Genomic DNA, 16,475 nt, shown 5'->3' with positions numbered 1-16,475 from the left:
CCAGGACTTACGCAACTGGCACATTGAACTTCGGAGCGATTATGAAGTCAATAGAACTCTGGCGGAATTAACATAATCTAGCTATTTTGAGATCGTAATTATAAATTGCTGCAATCAGGTTTACTCGCAATCCAAATCGCTGTCTTCGATTTCGATAACGGTCAGACAAAATTCGGAATATCTGCAAGAATCAAATGATAGGCTCCACTTTAATTCTGACTTGGGCTAAACTTCTATTTTCTTACTTCAACTCAACCCATTAATCCACACCTCCTAAATTGCCAATACTCAGTTATAGTGTGTCTCTAGCAAGATGTTATAAACGTTTCCTTGCGTTTGAATTTGATCATAGCTGTATGCACTTAAGCAATAGCTGCAAAACAAGGAGAACAGATGTCAGAAAATACGTCAAATTCAGAAATGTTATACCGAACTCTCGGTAGTACAGGAGAGAACGTTTCCGCGATCGGATTGGGTGGTTGGCACATCGGATTGAAATATGTTGACGAGCAACTGGGTATGCGGATTGTTCGCAGTGCGATCGACCGCGGCATCACTTTTATGGATAACAGTTGGGATTACAACGGTGGAGTCAGCGATATTCGCATGGGGAAAGCTCTGCGCGATGGCTACCGAGACAAAGTATTCCTGATGACGAAAATTGACGGTCGCTCCAAGAAAGAAGCCGCAAGACAGCTAGACGAATCGCTGCAACGCCTGCAAGTTGATTGCATCGATCTCGTCCAGCACCACGAAATCCTCCGGTTTGAGGACCCGCATCGAGTTTTCGATCCAGAAGGGGCAAATGCCGCCTTAATTGAGGCGCGGGAAGCTGGCAAACTCCGATATATTGGCTTCACCGGGCACAAAGACCCCCAGATTCATTTGCATATGCTGGAAGTTGCAGATAGTTATGGGTTTAAGTTTGATGCGGCTCAGATGCCGCTGAATGTGATGGATGCACACTACCGAAGCTTTGCGAAGCTGGTTGTGCCAGAACTGGTTAAACAGGACATCGGCATTCTTGGCATGAAAAGCATGGCAAACGGGATTTTGTTACGGTCAAATACGGTAACGGCAATTGAGTGTCTGCACTATGCGCTGAATCTACCTACATCGGTTGTGATTACCGGAATTGACAGCATGGAGATTCTCGATCAAGCGTTTGAGGCGGTGCGGACGTTCCAGCCAATGAATGACGAGCAGGTGCGATCGCTGTTAGCAAAAACGGCAGAAGCCGCATCACGCGGCGAGTTTGAGCCATTCAAAACTTCATCAATTTTCGACAGCACTGCCCAGAATCTAGATTGGCTGGGAGACGAGCCACAGCGCATTCAGCAACTGATGCGAACGTAATCGAGAGAGCTGGAGCAACAGTAAATAAATTTAGATTGTGCGAGAATACCCTGCTACGCCGTGAACCAGTCTAGTGCAGACTCTATAATCGCAGGGGGAATTGTGTGGGGGCCGTCGAACTCCCGATAAACCACATCGTAGCCAGCACCCCGCGCCTGTGACACTATCTTACGGCTACAAGGATCGATCGGTAAAACAGAGTCTCGCGTGCCGTGCGAGATGAACAGACGCGGTTCGCCAACCTGTGAAGCTGGTGCCATAAACCCCGGCGAGAACGCTATGACATGGGTGAACAAGTCGCCGTTCGTGATGCCGACACTTAGGGCATAGGAAGCCCCATCCGAGAAGCCCTCGATCGCAATGCGGGTAGGGTCTACAGCGTAGTGGCTGAACGTCTGCGCCAGCGCCTGGTCAATCAAGGCGATATCGGGGCCGTACTCACCGAACAGCACATCCCACGTCTGGCGGCGCGAGGCAGGTGCCAGCAGGATGAGTCCAGCAGCATCGGCGAGGTTTTGGAACGGAGTCAGACCGCCGCGTGCGTCGCCACCTGCGCCGTGCAGCATCACCACCAGTGGTGCGGGTCGGGAAGCTTGGTAATTTTTAGGCACGTAGAGGAGTCCGTCCCGCTTGGTGGAAAGTCCCAACGGTTGCAGACCGCTTGGTGCCGTTCCAGTAGGCTGCGTTGGTCGTGCCAGCAGGCGTCCGTTTATAGAAACCATTTGATATCATCTTTTGGGCGATCGCGTAGAATCAAGGCGGAGTAGATAAATTCAAGTGAGCTGGGGTGAGAAATGGGATATTCAAGCGATTTGAAAGACTCATAGTGGGAAATAATCGAGCCTTTACTATCCCAGAAGAAGAAAACTCGACCCCCAGTGGGGACTTGCGCGACAACTCCTTTTCGGGCATATTTTATCAGCTCAAGAACGGTTGTAATTGGGGAGATTTACCCAGAGATATACCGCCATATTCAACAGTCTTCTGGCATTACCAAAATTGGTTTGAGCATGGCTCTCTCGAACGGATTGAGACACAATTACATAGCCCTGTACGCGAACAAGTCAAAAAAAAACGCAGTGGACGACTCTAATTATCATTGACTCCCAAGCTGTGAAAAATACTTGTAATGCCAGTATTGAGTCAAAAGGGTTTTGTTTCTATAAATGCACGAATGGCATCAAAAGACATCTAGCGGTAGATATACTACGTTTCCCCTTCTTTACTCACCCTCTCCAAAGCTAGTGTATCTGATGACCTTCGGGGTTAATTGAAATGCTCACACACAACATCGATTACTTTAAATATAAACCGGACGACCTGCCCAAGACCACAATCTTGTTGGATAATAGCTATCATCCTGAGAAACTAACTCAAGCTTTAGAGACGGTTTATCCAGAGATTATGACGAAGATTCAATTTGAACTTTCAGCTAAACCATCGAAAGCAGAAAAGGCGGCTAAAGGGCAATCTGGATTTGTGCCTGTTGCGGCTAGATGGTAATTGAACGGTCAAATGCTTGGGTGGAGCGATGTAAAAGTTTAGTCAAGAATTTTGACCGGACACTCCAACGTTCCAACGCCAAGCTCAAGCTGTTTTTCATTCGGCTAATGCTCAAGCGTTTAGCGCATAGCTAGATCTCAAATGGGTTCTATAACGCATCATTACTTGTTTAGCACTACCCAAGGGGGGTGAGAAGTCGTACCTGACCTTCGCTTAAATCTGATGATTCTGGAATTGAGGATTTTGGTTGGCACGGCTTGCACCCGGCACCAGTTCCACCTTCACCCAACCCGATTTGCGCTGGTCAAAGGCTTTATAGGCATCAATTACATTCGTCAGGGGTTCAATCTGGGTGAGGATGTCGGTCGGATCTACGACACCGCTACGGACGAGATCTACAATCAATGGAATGTACTTGCGATGATTGCAGTTCCCCATCTTCAGCGTCAGATTTTTGTTCATTGCCATGCCGATCGGGAAGAACTTGTGCGTTAGCGGGTACACACCAATAATCGAAAGCGTTCCAGCTTTGGCGAGTCCCTGTACAGCCCATTCCAACGCTTGAGACGGGGCATTGCCGGGATGCCAATTGCCATTTTGAGGATTGGTTTCAGGCGCAATCTTCTCAAGTTCTTGCTGGAAACGTTCTGCTTGCTGTTGAGCTTTCTCCGCCGCTGGACCGCTGTTGGGCGCAACTGCATCCACACCTACGGCATCGATCGCCCGATCCACGCCAATGCCGCCCGTTAAACTTTGGATCGCCTCAATCGGGTCTTCTTGGTTGAAGTCAATAATTTCGGCTCCCTGTGCCTGTGCCATTTCCAGGCGAGAGGGAACTGTATCGATTGCCAAAATTCGTCCGGCTCCCAGCAATTTAGCGCTGGCGATCGCAAACTGTCCCACAGGACCGCAGCCAAAAATAGCAACGGTATCACCCGGTTTAATTTCAGCTAACTCTGCTCCAAAGTAAGCGGTTGGGAAGATATCTGAGATCATAATTGCCCGATCGTCATCCACTTCCTGCGGCAGCTTCACCAATCCAGCATTGGCGTAGGGAATGCGGGCATACTCTGCCTGCAACCCATTAAACGGTCCTGTGGTTTCTGGTCCTCCAAAGAAGGCAGTTCCCGCTTGGGGACCGTTGGGATTGGCCGTATCGCATTGGGAATGATATCCGGCGCGACAGTAGGAGCAAGAGCCGCAGGCAATGGTCGAGGGGATAACAACGCGGTCGCCCGCTTTCAAATTGCGCACGTTGCGCCCCACTTCTTCCACAATGCCAACCCCTTCATGCCCCAGAATGGTTCCCGGTATCATACCTGGAAAGGTTCCCCGAATCACGTGCAGGTCAGTTCCGCAAATGGCACTGGAAGTCAAACGGATGATGGCATCAGCGGGTTCTTGAATCTTGGGTTCTGGAACATCATCCAGACGAATATCACCAATACCGTGAAATACAACTGCTTTCATGAAAAGTCTCCTGATAATAATGGTTTAGTTAATCGTTTTCAAACACTCCGCTCATTGCGGGGAGGTTGCATCGGCTCAAGTTGAATTTTGCGTCCGGTTCGTGCGGCTTCATAGATGGTTTGAATCAGCCGAATATCCTGTAAGCCCTCCTCTCCTGGGGTTTTCGGCTCTCGGTTTTGCACGATCGATTCCGACAGATGATCCATCTCCAGCGCAAACTGATTCTTCTCGTCAATATTGCGTTCTTCCCGCACATTTCCCTTCTCGACAAACAGCCGATGTTGGTAATAGTCTGTTGCCGGACTGAGTTCTAGCGTCCCTTCCGAGCCAAAAACTTGAATTCGTTTCGTGTCAGAGTAGCCGTAGCTTGAGGTGCAGTTTGCCAATACACCGCTGGGAAACCGCAGCATAAAATTCACGTTCTCTTCGACTTCAACAAAGCGGGGATCGTTGGGCGTGCTGTACAGCATGGCGCTAACTTCGATCGGTTCTTCACCTGTGATGTATCGGGCGGCATTCAGGCTGTAAATCCCGATATCGGGCAGCGAACCGCCTCCCGCTAGTTTTTTATCAATTCGCCAGCGGTCTTGGGGTTCAGATGGCTTAACAATCCGCCCGTGATCGGCCACAATTGCTTTCAACTTGCCCAATTCTTTGCGCGGACCTCTAGCAAGGTCGATCGCCGCTAAGTTATAGGGTTCGTACTGCGCGCGATAGGCAATCATCAGTTTTTTACCTGCCTGCCGCGCCGCATCAATCATCGCCTGACACTCTGCTACTGAGGTTGCCATCGGCTTTTCACACATAACGTGTTTGCCCGCTCTAGCACCTCGAATAGTGTACTCCGCGTGCATTCCGTTCGGCAAAACGATGTAGACGACATCGACTTCAGGATTGTCGCGAATCGTGTCGTAGTTTTGATAGTTATAAATGTTTTGAGGGTTCACCCCGTACGGTCGGGCATAGCGTTCAGCTTTGGCGCGGTCGCCGCTCACCAAGGCTACTAAGCGCGATCGCTTGCACTCCCCAAAAGAAGGCATGATTTGTTCGGTGGCAAACTGGCCCAACCCCACAACCGCCCAACCTAGCTTCTGCTCTGGAGGAAGGGAGGGTTCCTCAGAAGGGGAAGGAGCCGCTTGTGCCAGCGTTCGTACAGGTTTGTAGATGATTTCGGCCGCTCCCATCGCCAATAACCCCAGACCCGTTCGGTTCAACAGGGTGCGGCGCGTCAGTCCTCGCTGCAATGCGTCAAACATATAAAATTTCCCGTTTAAAAATTGGCTCTGCCGTATAGCCCCATCAATTCCGCCGCATCTAAAACATGAGCGTCCATCGCTTGCAAAACATCTTCCTTACTTGCTCCTGGCGCAATGTCGATCGCTCTGTCGAGCGCGTGGAGTTTGAAGAAATATCGATGGTTGCCATTAGGCGGACAAGGACCGTCAAACCCGATCCGATCGAAATCGTTTTTGCCCTGCCTGCTGCCATTGGGTAGAGAACCGTGATTGGGGACGCTTTCCGGTAACTGTCGCAGATCTGCTGGCAGATTGTAGAGAACCCAGTGCGTGAAAGTTCCATTTGGAGCATCTGGATCGCTCGCAATCAACACAAAACTCTGGGTTCCAGGAGGGGGGTCTTCCCAGGTCAAGGGAGGCGAATGGTTCTCCCCATCACAGGTGTACTTAAAGGGAATAAAAGTTCCCGCTAAAAATTCAGGACTGTACAGATGCATAAGCGGCTCATGTTTGAATCACGGTTAGAGCGTTGAGGGAAATGTTTCTGGTGCTTCACTTGATTCTGGGTGAGCAGTGCGGTTGCCAAGTGATTCCCCTTCAAGGCGATCGAGGGATTCCACTGCTTTTGTGCCGTCAACATTAATGACGGCATCAAACCGATCTGGCAAACAGGCAAAGTCGAACATCATTCACACCTCGCACAAAACGGTTGGCTCGATCGGCATCGGAAAAATCTGCTTCCACTGCCACCGCCGTAAAACCTTTTTCTTAAATGAGTCGTTTAGTAATGTCTGCCCGCCGTTGACAGAATTCGCGGGTTCCATGCGTTGCTCCGCCAATCAACACCAGGCGAGCACCATCAATTAAATCCATCAGAGGATCGCAATCTGAGGCTGCACTTGTAAGTGGATGAGCCACCTGTGGCACAGCCCGAGCAATGTTGGTATCTGCGGCGTTTGGCATCGTTTCTCAAAGACCTATTTCTGCAAGGTTTGACGGTCACTGATACACCGCTCGGCGGGGCGGGAGGTGACAACTTACGCAATCAGTCTAAAAGTCTAAACCAATCTTTTCCTCCAACTTTTGAGGCATATTCACGGGCAGGCTGCTTAAGCCTGCTGATAGAGATCGCGTGGTGTTTGTTGGTAATGAAAGTTGCTTAACCGCCATTTTCCTGACGCCCGCTCAATGACAGTACGCCATTCTCAAAATCCACCAATTGGGTTGGATGATTGTCGATGTAGCTAAATCTCGCTCCATTGCAGAAGCAGCAAACCTCCAGCGACCTGAAACGCTTCAATGCTAATCCCTGAGTAACGCATTGGATGGTGTGTCAATGGTGGTTGCGAAAGATGGTCAACCCTTGAGATAGCGGATGAACCAGGCACGCATTGGTGATGATGTGTTGACGGCAGCACAGGAACTGCAAGGATTGGAACGAACCGATCGAATCAAATACGCTGTGTTAGAGCGCAGCGGTGGCATTTCCATTATTCCCCGCTAATTATTCTTATATTTGGGGAAGGTAAACGATGAGTTTTTAAAGCAGGCTCTTATTCGGACTTGGGGTGCCACTTTCCGTCGCCACCCTTCTCGTAATCACGTTTTACTGCACCCCAAGCGACTCGGAATGCACGCTCTTCTTCACCATATTCTTCTACAGCACTGTTAAAAGCTGCTCGAAAAATTTCTTGAGCGTGCTTGGGTAAGTGATCCTTAACGGACGGGGGTAAGTCATCAATCTGTTTGTAAGGCATTGTTCATCTCCGGACTATTAGAACTTTAGGAGAAGAGTAAACGCTGATTGTCGCGACGGGTAAATTTTGCGATCGTGCGATCGCAACTTACGGCTGCGCCGCCACTTTCCACAATTTCCTGATGGTGGACTACGGAATGGGCGTGCATTTGCCGATGGGATGAGCGAACTCAATGGTGAAAAAGTCGGGCGTCAAAGAAGGTGGGAATATCTCAGACCAATGAACCAATAGCCAATCGCTATTTTAGTAGTTTAGACCAATTAGAAACAGTTTTATAGCAACGGTGTCAAAAACTATTAAATCTCAAACACCTGAGAACGCGGTTTGACTCATTTCTATTGGTAGCCGGAACCAAAAGCTTCATCCATGTAAGGCGAGATGCGCTGCCAGCAAGCTCCCTCGATCGCAACTCGTTCCGGAACTCGCAATTGAGCGTGTCAACTGTGGGTCATTTACTTTTCCCTAGGACGTGAAAGAAGCCCCCTGGCGTGCATTAATTGTCGATCGAGATTGCGCGCAGTTGCTCCCTGATGAACCGAGCGACCCAACCAGGCTTCGGCTATATATTCGGGGTATTCCCCACCAACTATTTTCATAATGCAATTGGTATTTTAGTGGGTGTTTGGGGAATTGCTGCATTTACTAGCTTAAGCGGGTCAATTGTGTTCAATCGCATCTTCGCTATCCTTTATGCAGCAGGTACAATTTTAGGATTGCTGCCATTTGCAAATACCTTGTTCGGGCTTACACCGCTTTTTGGAAATAATATCTGGCTCAATGCCCTTAATGCTGGTATCGCTTTCTACTACGGATTTGTGAAGTCAGCAGAAATCACTATGCAGAGTTCATCGAGTGCTCAAGCTAGCGTGTAACTAGAATAGTTTCTCGAAGTAGATAAAGGGTTCTCATGCTTACCGCTGGAAATTATTTCCTCTGCGCTCTTTTGCACTTATTCTAGGCGCAAAAAAATAGTCTTACAAAGACTACTTTTTTGCGCCTAGATACATCGAATTTTGCGGAGTGTGTTTCTCTCTGACATTGCTAGTTGCAACGTACCCGATCGCGATTTACAATACTGTCGAGACCACTTGGTTTGGCTGTAGTCATACTCCCTGCCGTGCTTCAATTTCGTTGAGCAACATCTCGTCAGAGTAGGACGTTTCCCATTCGCCCTCAAGCTTGAGCCGCACCGACTTTGCGCCACCACTGTACAGACTACCCAGTAGCTATCTTCTTGTCCTTTAACCTGAGCCGCATCTTGGTTTTCTGCGTTGTGGGAAAGCCCAGAATAGGCTTGAATACACATCCAGGTAATGCCGTTGCTATCTGTAATCTCTCGTTCCATGACATCCTGTGAATTACTGTACTTCTGTAAGGTTGGGGACGATCGCCTGTTGATGTTGCTCGATCCAGTTCCATGCCCATTGAAAGGGTATACCAGCTCGTTTGGCAGCTTGTTCATCTTCGGGTCGATCACCCACATACAGCGAATTTTGCGGGGTGTGTTTGTGTCTGACCATTGCTAGTTGCAACATACCCGATCGCGGTTTGCGGTACTGTCCAGACCACTTAGTTTGGCTGTGGTTATAAACATTGTGACGAGTGACGCGGAAACACTTTTTACCCTCAAAGTCGGGGCAGAAGTAGATTTCTCTCAACTCTGGGAATAACTCAAGCGTGTATTGCTGTTCCTTGATGCACTCTTGCATAGACTTATGACCTGCGGCAACTCCACCTTGGTTGGTGATGCCGGCAATTATCCAATCGTCTTTGTAAGCGCCAATGGCAATCTGAGCACCTTCAACAATGCGTTGATCTTTGGGATGTTGGAAGTATTGTTGTCCGCTGAGCGGTTCGCGGAGCGTACCATCCATATCTATTAGTAATAAGCTCATCGTTCCCTATAAAATTCCCTATTTTATTAAACATCCTAAGCTGCGCTCCATTTCCTCTCCTCTAGCTAATGGAATGTACTGCTAGGGCGATCGACCTATCTTGAAACGAAAGGGGTTGCCTCACCGCCAGAGATCGAAATCTCGCCCACCTAGGAATTTAGTCGCACCTCACTGCCAGCAGAGACAACCTCTTCCTTTTACCGCTCCCTCATCAAACAAACAGGAGGTTCACCTCAAGTCCGATGCCCCTCGAAGCCCCAACAACGACAACCACCTGCTAATTTATTGGCTTCTGTTGCATCGAGCCTACTCCTTAAAATCCTCATTAAAAAATCTTCCGCTTGAAGATGAAGTCACTCTAGGAAAGTTCGGTCGAGTTGAAATTTACGAGCTCAACTTCTAACTCCCAACACCTGAGAGCTAGCATATCTGCATCATCCTCAGAGTTGACAAACACATCTATCTTGAGAAATAACTTTTAAGGATTTACAATAAAATAATTTAAGCAAATATTGTAACTGAAAGCTTAAAGTTTGTTTACAATAAATAAAAAATTCCTATAAAAACTTTTTGCAAATTATTAAATTTCTACTCTACTATAATAGAGAGTATTTTTATATAAGTTCTGTATAAAAAACCTGACTGTTTGGGACAGGTTCTGGTTATATTTCTGAAATACTTTATGGCGTTTACTAATTAACGCCGACCAGGTAAGGGGTTGCCATTACAGGATTTAAATAAAGCATTTTTTAGGACATTTGTCTTTAGAAATGCACTCAGAGCAATGGAGTAATGTAGTTCCGGTCGAGCGTTTAAATATTGCCTAGAGAATATGCTGCATCCACAAGAAGATAAGATTTTAGTAGAAACGAGTCCTCTGGCTTCTCTCGCCATTCAGGAAATCCCAGACCATAAGGCATTATCAGAGCCGGTACTTACTACAAACCCGCATCTTAAAATTCCCAAGCGAGATATTCGGAAAAGCCTCAAGGCATTAACTACCGAAGGTGCCTTTGCTACCGTATTTTACAGTATTATTGGCGGCGCGTTGCTTAGTAATTTCTTGCTGGATCTCGGTGCCAGTACAGTAGAAATAGGTCTGCTCGCCTCAATTCCTCAGCTAACCAATTTGCTGCAACCGCTGGGAGCCTATCTGGGAGACCGCATCAAGAGCCGCCACTGGTATTCCCTGTTGATTTTTGGCTCCTCGCGCCTGCCGTGGTTGCTGATTGTGCCAGGGATTTGGTTGGTCGGCTCATCCCGTATCCAGCCGCGCCAGTTGGTGCTGTTGACATTGGCAATTATCTGCCTGAGTAATTTCATGGAAGCTTTGGGCCGTGCTTCCTTTCTTAGCTGGATGGCTGTGTTAGTACCAGACCGATTGCGGGGGCGGTATTTTGGCTTTCGCAATAGTGTTGTGACCTTAACCAATCTCATCGGCGTGCCGCTGCTGGGTCTAGCAGTATCGAAGTGGCCGGGTGGTTCGCTCTATGGCTTCGGTGTGGTCTTGGTTGTGGGAGTTGTGTTCGCAATACTCAGTCTGGTCTTTCAGTTCTTGATAACTGATGTCAACCCGCAGCTAGTACACGCCGCCGACTCGGATGACCACAGGTCGCCCTGGGCGAAAGTTTTTAGCTTCTTCCAGGATGCCAATTTTTTGAGGTTTTTGTTTTACTCAGGCTTGTGGAGCTTTGCGGTTAACGTCAGCGCTCCCTTCTTTAACCTCTACTTACTGGGCGACCTCAAGCTAGATGTCAGCGTGGTAACGCTCTATAACAGCTTGGGAGCTGGTGCTAACTTGCTGATGCTGATGTTTTGGGGCAGACTGGCTGACCGGATTGGCAATCGCCCACTGATGATAACTGTGGGAATCTTGGTGGCTCTGACGCCTCTACTGTGGCTAGAATCTGGAACTTCTCCAATTTTCCTTTGGGCTTGGTTCCCCTTGTTGCACATACTCGGGGGTGCGACTTGGGCAGCGATCGACCTGTGCAGCGGCAATCTGATGATGTCGGTGACACCGCTACGCAATCAGTCGATTTATTTTGCTGTTGCGGCGGCGGTTCCTGGAATCACTGGGGCGATCGGAATTAGTGTTGGCGGGTATGTCGCGAGTCTGACTGGTTTTGGTGGTTTGGCAACGGCGTTTGCTCTCTCAGCCGTCTTGCGACTGTTTGCTCTGCTGCCCTTGGTGTTTGTTCGCGAGCAGCGTTCTGTGCCTGTGGGTCAGCTAATACGCGCCCTATTCCCAGCCAGGCAAGCAACAGAGCTGATTGAAGCAAAAGAATAGCAATAAATTTATCGTCTAGCCCTGGTTGCTTCCCTGAACGATGAGTTTCTAACGTTCGTCGCCAGTCAGTTGCGTCATACCCTCTACATCATTTGGATTACCGGACGAGGCTCTAGCACTGCTATTCGATCGCCTAAATCCTTGACTGATCCGGGCTTTCTCTCTGCTGCTGCATCTCATATTCTCGGATAAATTGGGCGATCGCATTTTTCCGATCTTCTGTTAAGTCGATCGTTTCAGCGAGACTACTCATTCGCTCAACGATCGCGGATGGTTCGAGATAGGGTTCGAGCCAGTTAAGGTCAAGTTTATAGCCTGCTTTTTTAGTCCAGTTCGAGCCATCCTCACTAAAATCTTTTTGCAGCAACTTCTCCAAGAAATTAACTAGCCCTTCATCATTGTCAATAATCTTTTCAACCCATTGCTTGACTTCCTCTTCTCCTGCGCAACTTTGCCAATAGTGTAAATTTCCAGAGAGCTTTGGGGATTGCAGTAGGAAGTTTTGTTGTGCAGCATCTCGCAGCCGCTTCAAGGCTATTCCTTCAAGCTCCTTCAGGTGTTCTACACTCTGGAGCCATTCCTCTGCGGGGATAAATTCCTCTGCTCCATACTTACCTTGTTCCTGACCCAAGGCTGCTACTTCGTACACAATTATGGATAAGGCGTTACCGTTTGACATTGCCTCTTTCAAGGTTTCAAACCGTGCTTGTTCGTCAATCCGATGCAACAGTTGTGAGATCAGGCGTTCAATTCTCATGTCATTGCCAAAATCAAACATTCCCTGCGGTTCGTCTTCCGGAGGCAAAAGCTGGTCGCCGACATCAAACAAAGCTTTCACAATTGAAGGAATGCAATCGGTAGGAATTTCTTTTTCAGGGTAATCCTCAAGCCGTTCAAGAAATGCCCGAACTTGCGTCGTGCCATCAGAGCGTTTTTGATGAGCGAGTTCTACAAGATTTTCCCCAAATGCCTTAGCATCTTTTGCCAAGGCAAAAATTGCTTTAATCTCAGCATGAGAGAATTCATCTTGTGTTAAGACTAAACGGAAGTATTTTGGAAATATATCTAAGCTACAAATCCGTAATTGTTTGCTCCATATTGACTCATCTTGTGCAGGCGAGTAGGTATTATGCCAAACGGCTTCTAACTTAGGAAAAAGCTGTAAGAGCAGCCGTTTAACTGGTTCTTTATCCTCGTCATCTTCAAACTTAGTCACCCAGGAATCGTGAAAATCTTTGATTTCGTCCAATGTCGGGATTAGAGAACCTTTCGCATCCGCATTTCCCGCAAAGAATTGAGGATTTTTGCGGATTATGTCATATATTTTTGGGCGAAAGGTTCGCAGAGACTCAATAGCAATGAAATCAACTGGGTTCACTTCACCTTTCACCGCTGGGTATGTCACGGTTAAGATGTTGGTCAGACGAGCAATGTCACGAGGATTGCTAATAAAATGATCTATTCCTTGTAAATAAACATTGCCCCAGCGATTTTGATTGAATAGTGGCTTTGGTGCGTCAGTCAGTATGCCATTTAGTTTTTCAAAAAGTAGCGTGCGGAGTGAGGTTTTATCTGGGAGAGGTAACTCAAAAGAAGCTTGAACAATCTGATCGAGATAGATTTGTCCGGGTAGAGGTTGTGTATCTGCGAGAGTTTTGATGACCACTTCTCGATCGAAAACTAGCAAATAGACAACGTTAGTAAAATTCGGAATTGCTTTAATAAGATGAAATAATTGACTAATTTCCTCAGCGCTGAGCCTGTCAATATCATCAATCGTTACTACGATTCGCGGATGCTGCTTTTCTAGTGTATCTTCGACTTCTTCTTTTAAGTCGGAAGTTTCCTTTTCTTTATCGTCAAATAATTTTACAAGTACCTTGCTAGCTTGAGCGTAAGGAATAGGAATTTCAGAAACTGCTTTAGCCAGATTGGTTATTCGACCTAGGATGCCTTTGGGGACAGCTTTAAATTGGCTCAAAATAGCCTGTAATTGACCAATAAAGCGCCTTGTGATGTCTTCGCCCCCAGAAAAAAACCAGGGGTTAAAAGGGACAATAATAGGTTGTTCGCTCTCTGGCTTTTGCTTGAGATAGCACGTTAAAAAGTTCAATAGTGTGGATTTGCCAAAACCTGAGGAACCGTAAACTGCAATAACGAACCCTTCAGGAAAGTTCATTTGGCAAATACTGTCTGCAAGATGTTTGGCGAAGGGTGCATATCCTAATCTGTCTTTTTTCGGCTCGATTAAAGCGTTATCTGCGGATGGGTCACTAACATCCTCCGGCAAGATCTCTGAATCGTTTTTTGTTTGAGCCATACAGCCTCTCTCCTTGTTAGCTAAGGTGCTCTTGCAGTTCAACGTTCGCTTTAATTAACATCCCACTGGCGTGCTGAGTTTGGGGTGTTGAATTACGTCCTAATCATGCGATTGCTTATCTTTATAGATGCTTATAAACTAGCATCAATGAAGCTCTGTTTTTGTCTACTGTTAGATGGATATTAACGTTAAGCTAGGTTGCTGAGTTCAATCAATGCTCCAGCGTAACCCCCTACTGCTCAGGTTCCGCTTTCTTGTGACTGCTGTAGTGATTCTGCCCAAAGCTGAGTCAACTTTTGCAACCCCTTCAGGTAAATCTGCCACAACTCGGCTTGATTTTGAGTAGCATTGACCGCACCAGGCGTTGCGGGAGTTGTTGCAGACTTGATGAAATCGAACCAGCTTCCCCACATATTTACGTCTGCTACATAAGATTGATATGAAAGGCACAATATCGACATCTTGTACACTTAAAAATTACTTCTTGCTTCACGGTAGGGAGTCGGCTCCTTCTACTGGGCAGGCGTCTATTCAGAACGACGCATCCTTACTTTTTATTGTGAGATTAAAGCTAAATTAAGAGCGCCGTTCAAACCTCTATTACAACTAGAGCCACACTGCTAACAAACAAATACTCGCGCTTGAAGTGGCATTAGTTGAACGTGGTCGCAGTTTTAACAAGTTTTAGATGAGGGATACCATCGATTTACCACTTCTACAACAGTGCCGTAGATGGCAGATCGATAAGTTAGTTCCCTCGTCCATCCGTAAAACTCTGAGTATAAAACAGATAAAGCTAATTTTTGATTAGCTACCCTCCCAGAAACGTTCAAATCTACCTAAATATTTGATGAGGCAGCATTTTCTACTCACATTTGTTGATGTACGGGCGTTACTGATTTCATCCTAAAATCACTTTTCGTTGTTGAAGGATTGTGTTGCCAGCAAAGCTAAAGCCATCACACCAGCGATCGCCCCCCACTGGAGAGCGGGATTCTTAGCCAGCCAGTCCGTAACGCTCGGTATGACCATATGGCTAAAGTCTCCATCAACTCTGGTATCGCTTGGGACAGGTTCGTAAAGGTTGTTCCGATCGTCTGGAGACTTCGGCTCGTTGGTGTGTTGAGCCTGAAAGCCGACAAGCAGCAACAAGGCATCTGCCAGTTCGGGTGAGAGCCGCTGTAGCGCACCTAGAGCTCTAGCCGCATCCCCAACCAAGAAGTCACGAGTTGGATGTTCAGCAACGTAGAGGATGGCGTCAGCTACCAACCTGGGGTCGTAGTAGGGCGGTATCCCTGCTGGCTTAACGCCTAGCTTGGTGAGGCCATTGTTCCAGAAGGGTGTATTGATGACCGCTGGTTTCACGCTCGTCACGCTGACAGGTATGTTCTCATGTTGCAACTCCAAGCGCATAGCTTCGATGAATCCCTCAATGCCGTGCTTGGCGGCGGAGTATGCACTTTGGTAAGGGAGACTTCGCACGCCCTCCATTGAAGAGATGTGGATCAGCGCCCCCCGTCCCTCACGCTTGAGATGTGGTAGCGCCGCCATTGCACCGTATACCTGCCCCATCAAGCTCACATCTATGACGCGCTTAAACTCTTCGGGTGTGGTGTTGTCGAATGTCGCGAAGATGCCAACGGCAGGGACGTGTACCCACGTATCGAGCCGCCCATAGACTTCGACGGTACGGTCTGCGATCGCTTTGACCTGCTCGAACACCGACACATCGGCAACTACAGCCGTTGCTTCACCACCGAAGCCCCGAATCTCATCTACCAGGGAGGCTAGTTTCGACTCACTGCGAGCCGAGACAACTAACTTTGCCCCTCGCTTAGCAAACTGAAGAGCACTCTCGCGTCCGATGCCGCTGGAAGCCCCAACGACGGCAACAACTTGCTGATTGATGGGCTTTAATTGCATTATTTTTCATCCTCTAAATCAGTTTTATCGATCGGCGATCCGATTCTTGGTGATTCTTTTAACCGGACATCCTGATAGTTTGGTTGAAACCGGGTTCATCGGGCGTTGGGTAAATTTTGTTGAAGAATTCTGAAGGGTAACAGGGTTAATCGGGCTATCAAAAGCACTAACCGCATCCTTTTGAAAGACTTCATTCCCAAAGGTTTCCGAGTAAAACGCCTTAGGCCCCAGTGTTAGCAAGTCGTCGGTGACGGCAACCGCCAGATTTTCAGGCGATAGCTGTTTTTGCCCCTCATCCGTTTGGAGAAGGCGTGTTGCCCGATCTTTATTAATGACATTAATGGCGTAGCCTACACTCAGCAGATCGAGAGAGTTATGCCAAACAGGAAAAGAATTGGTCGTCATCTCGTCCAAGTTGGCGACAACCCCGGGCTCGCTTATTCGGGATTGAGTTTGTGTCATGAATGAGTCTTTTCCTCTCAATAAGAATTACTGGAGTTTAGACTAAAAAACGATCGCATCTAAAAGTACCTGCCTTTCAACACCGGGCAAGTTATTGCTCAATAATTCCAAATAGAGGAGATTAAACAACTAATCTTGAGGACTTTTTGCGTCGAGAGACTCGTTTTTTGACAGTGGGATATCGTGGTGCCGATATCCGTACCTTTCCTGTTTCCCAACCAGGAGATTTTCCCCTCGGTTTAGGTAGTTTCGTCGGAGTACCAA

The 16,475-nt window shown here is 47.6% G+C and carries 20 protein-coding genes and 2 pseudogenes; 6 read left to right on the top strand and 16 right to left on the bottom strand.

The genetic code is table 11. From position 1 onward, the window contains the following. Positions 1–67: 67 nt before the first annotated feature. Positions 68–187: pseudogene (locus tag QUA13_RS11985) on the bottom strand (IS5/IS1182 family transposase); the annotation flags it as partial. 206 nt (positions 188–393) lie between these two features. Here QUA13_RS11985 and QUA13_RS11980 point away from each other — a divergent pair. Next, on the top strand, positions 394–1,356 hold the full coding sequence (locus QUA13_RS11980) for an aldo/keto reductase (protein ID WP_333198638.1): 963 nt from the start codon (positions 394–396) through the stop codon (positions 1,354–1,356). A gap of 53 nt (positions 1,357–1,409) precedes the next feature. On the opposite strand, the gene QUA13_RS11975 is transcribed toward QUA13_RS11980, so the two are convergent. Continuing rightward, positions 1,410–2,078 carry a PHB depolymerase family esterase gene (locus tag QUA13_RS11975; protein ID WP_333198636.1) on the bottom strand — a complete coding sequence of 223 codons (669 nt, stop codon included), beginning with the start codon at positions 2,076–2,078 and terminating at the stop codon, positions 1,410–1,412. A 65-nt stretch (positions 2,079–2,143) separates the two neighbouring features. Here QUA13_RS11975 and QUA13_RS32765 point away from each other — a divergent pair, with 65 nt between their 5' ends. Continuing rightward, a complete protein-coding gene (locus QUA13_RS32765; protein WP_445242706.1) occupies positions 2,144–2,449 on the top strand; it encodes a transposase in 306 nt (101 codons plus the stop codon). Between the two features lie 182 nt (positions 2,450–2,631). Further along, entirely contained in the window at positions 2,632–2,859 is a 228-nt protein-coding gene (locus QUA13_RS11970) for a hypothetical protein (RefSeq protein ID WP_333198634.1), read from the top strand. Between the two features lie 213 nt (positions 2,860–3,072). Here QUA13_RS11970 and QUA13_RS11965 read toward each other — a convergent pair whose 3' ends face one another. The 6 genes and pseudogenes from QUA13_RS11965 to QUA13_RS11945 all read right to left on the bottom strand — a co-directional run bounded on the left by QUA13_RS11965 (position 3,073) and on the right by QUA13_RS11945 (position 6,527). Then, entirely contained in the window at positions 3,073–4,329 is a 1,257-nt protein-coding gene (locus QUA13_RS11965; RefSeq protein WP_333198632.1) for a zinc-dependent alcohol dehydrogenase, read from the bottom strand. Positions 4,330–4,367: 38 nt separating this feature from the next. Next, on the bottom strand, positions 4,368–5,585 hold the full coding sequence (locus tag QUA13_RS11960; protein ID WP_333198630.1) for a Gfo/Idh/MocA family oxidoreductase: 1,218 nt from the start codon (positions 5,583–5,585) through the stop codon (positions 4,368–4,370). Between the two features lie 14 nt (positions 5,586–5,599). Beyond that, positions 5,600–6,061 carry a YbhB/YbcL family Raf kinase inhibitor-like protein gene (locus tag QUA13_RS11955; protein WP_333198628.1) on the bottom strand — a complete coding sequence of 154 codons (462 nt, stop codon included), beginning with the start codon at positions 6,059–6,061 and terminating at the stop codon, positions 5,600–5,602. A 24-nt stretch (positions 6,062–6,085) separates the two neighbouring features. Then, positions 6,086–6,253: a hypothetical protein gene (locus QUA13_RS11950; protein ID WP_333198626.1), complete on the bottom strand. Its 168-nt coding sequence runs from the start codon at positions 6,251–6,253 to the stop codon at positions 6,086–6,088. Then, positions 6,216–6,320: pseudogene (locus tag QUA13_RS32760) on the bottom strand (hypothetical protein); the annotation flags it as partial. The gene QUA13_RS11950 and the pseudogene QUA13_RS32760, both read right to left, overlap by 38 nt. Positions 6,321–6,332: 12 nt before the next feature. Beyond that, entirely contained in the window at positions 6,333–6,527 is a 195-nt protein-coding gene (locus QUA13_RS11945; protein WP_333198624.1) for a hypothetical protein, read from the bottom strand. 412 nt (positions 6,528–6,939) lie between these two features. Here QUA13_RS11945 and QUA13_RS11940 point away from each other — a divergent pair, with 412 nt between their 5' ends. Then, positions 6,940–7,068 carry a hypothetical protein gene (locus QUA13_RS11940; protein ID WP_333198622.1) on the top strand — a complete coding sequence of 43 codons (129 nt, stop codon included), beginning with the start codon at positions 6,940–6,942 and terminating at the stop codon, positions 7,066–7,068. 49 nt (positions 7,069–7,117) lie between these two features. Here QUA13_RS11940 and QUA13_RS11935 read toward each other — a convergent pair whose 3' ends face one another. Both QUA13_RS11935 and QUA13_RS11930 read right to left on the bottom strand, forming a co-directional pair. Further along, positions 7,118–7,321 (bottom strand): ChaB family protein, encoded by a 204-nt coding sequence (locus tag QUA13_RS11935; RefSeq protein WP_333198620.1) that lies wholly within the window; start codon positions 7,319–7,321, stop codon positions 7,118–7,120. A gap of 25 nt (positions 7,322–7,346) precedes the next feature. Further along, a complete protein-coding gene (locus QUA13_RS11930) occupies positions 7,347–7,469 on the bottom strand; it encodes a hypothetical protein (RefSeq protein WP_333198618.1) in 123 nt (40 codons plus the stop codon). A 349-nt stretch (positions 7,470–7,818) separates the two neighbouring features. On the opposite strand from QUA13_RS11930, the gene QUA13_RS11925 reads away from it, so the two are divergent. Continuing rightward, positions 7,819–8,193, top strand: a complete 375-nt coding sequence (locus QUA13_RS11925; protein WP_333198616.1) for a DUF4383 domain-containing protein — start codon at positions 7,819–7,821, stop codon at positions 8,191–8,193. 125 nt (positions 8,194–8,318) lie between these two features. Here QUA13_RS11925 and QUA13_RS11920 read toward each other — a convergent pair whose 3' ends face one another. Both QUA13_RS11920 and QUA13_RS11915 read right to left on the bottom strand, forming a co-directional pair. Further along, complete coding sequence (locus QUA13_RS11920; RefSeq protein ID WP_333198615.1) at positions 8,319–8,666, bottom strand: hypothetical protein; 348 nt, start codon at positions 8,664–8,666, stop codon at positions 8,319–8,321. 13 nt (positions 8,667–8,679) lie between these two features. Continuing rightward, the gene (locus tag QUA13_RS11915; RefSeq protein WP_333198613.1) at positions 8,680–9,216 is read right to left on the bottom strand and encodes an HAD-IIIA family hydrolase; all 537 of its coding nucleotides are present in this window, start codon (positions 9,214–9,216) and stop codon (positions 8,680–8,682) included. Positions 9,217–10,048: 832 nt separating this feature from the next. On the opposite strand from QUA13_RS11915, the gene QUA13_RS11910 reads away from it, so the two are divergent. After that, positions 10,049–11,506, top strand: a complete 1,458-nt coding sequence (locus QUA13_RS11910; protein WP_333198611.1) for an MFS transporter — start codon at positions 10,049–10,051, stop codon at positions 11,504–11,506. A 133-nt stretch (positions 11,507–11,639) separates the two neighbouring features. Here the strand turns inward: QUA13_RS11910 and QUA13_RS11905 are convergent, their stop codons facing one another. From QUA13_RS11905 to QUA13_RS11890, 4 genes are all read right to left on the bottom strand, one after another. Then, a complete protein-coding gene (locus tag QUA13_RS11905; protein ID WP_333198609.1) occupies positions 11,640–13,826 on the bottom strand; it encodes a P-loop NTPase fold protein in 2,187 nt (728 codons plus the stop codon). Positions 13,827–14,065: 239 nt separating this feature from the next. Beyond that, on the bottom strand, positions 14,066–14,287 hold the full coding sequence (locus QUA13_RS11900) for a hypothetical protein (protein ID WP_333198607.1): 222 nt from the start codon (positions 14,285–14,287) through the stop codon (positions 14,066–14,068). 451 nt (positions 14,288–14,738) lie between these two features. After that, complete coding sequence (locus QUA13_RS11895; RefSeq protein ID WP_333198605.1) at positions 14,739–15,749, bottom strand: SDR family oxidoreductase; 1,011 nt, start codon at positions 15,747–15,749, stop codon at positions 14,739–14,741. Between the two features lie 24 nt (positions 15,750–15,773). Next, positions 15,774–16,211 (bottom strand): hypothetical protein, encoded by a 438-nt coding sequence (locus tag QUA13_RS11890; RefSeq protein WP_333198603.1) that lies wholly within the window; start codon positions 16,209–16,211, stop codon positions 15,774–15,776. Between the last annotated feature and the right edge of the window lie 264 nt (positions 16,212–16,475).

It is taken from the genome of Microcoleus sp. S28C3 (assembly GCF_036700785.1).
Classification (GTDB): Bacteria; Cyanobacteriota; Cyanobacteriia; order Cyanobacteriales; family Microcoleaceae; genus Microcoleus; species Microcoleus asticus.
The sequence above is the reverse complement of the archived record's forward strand: the minus strand, read 5'-3'. Positions and strand labels throughout refer to the sequence as shown.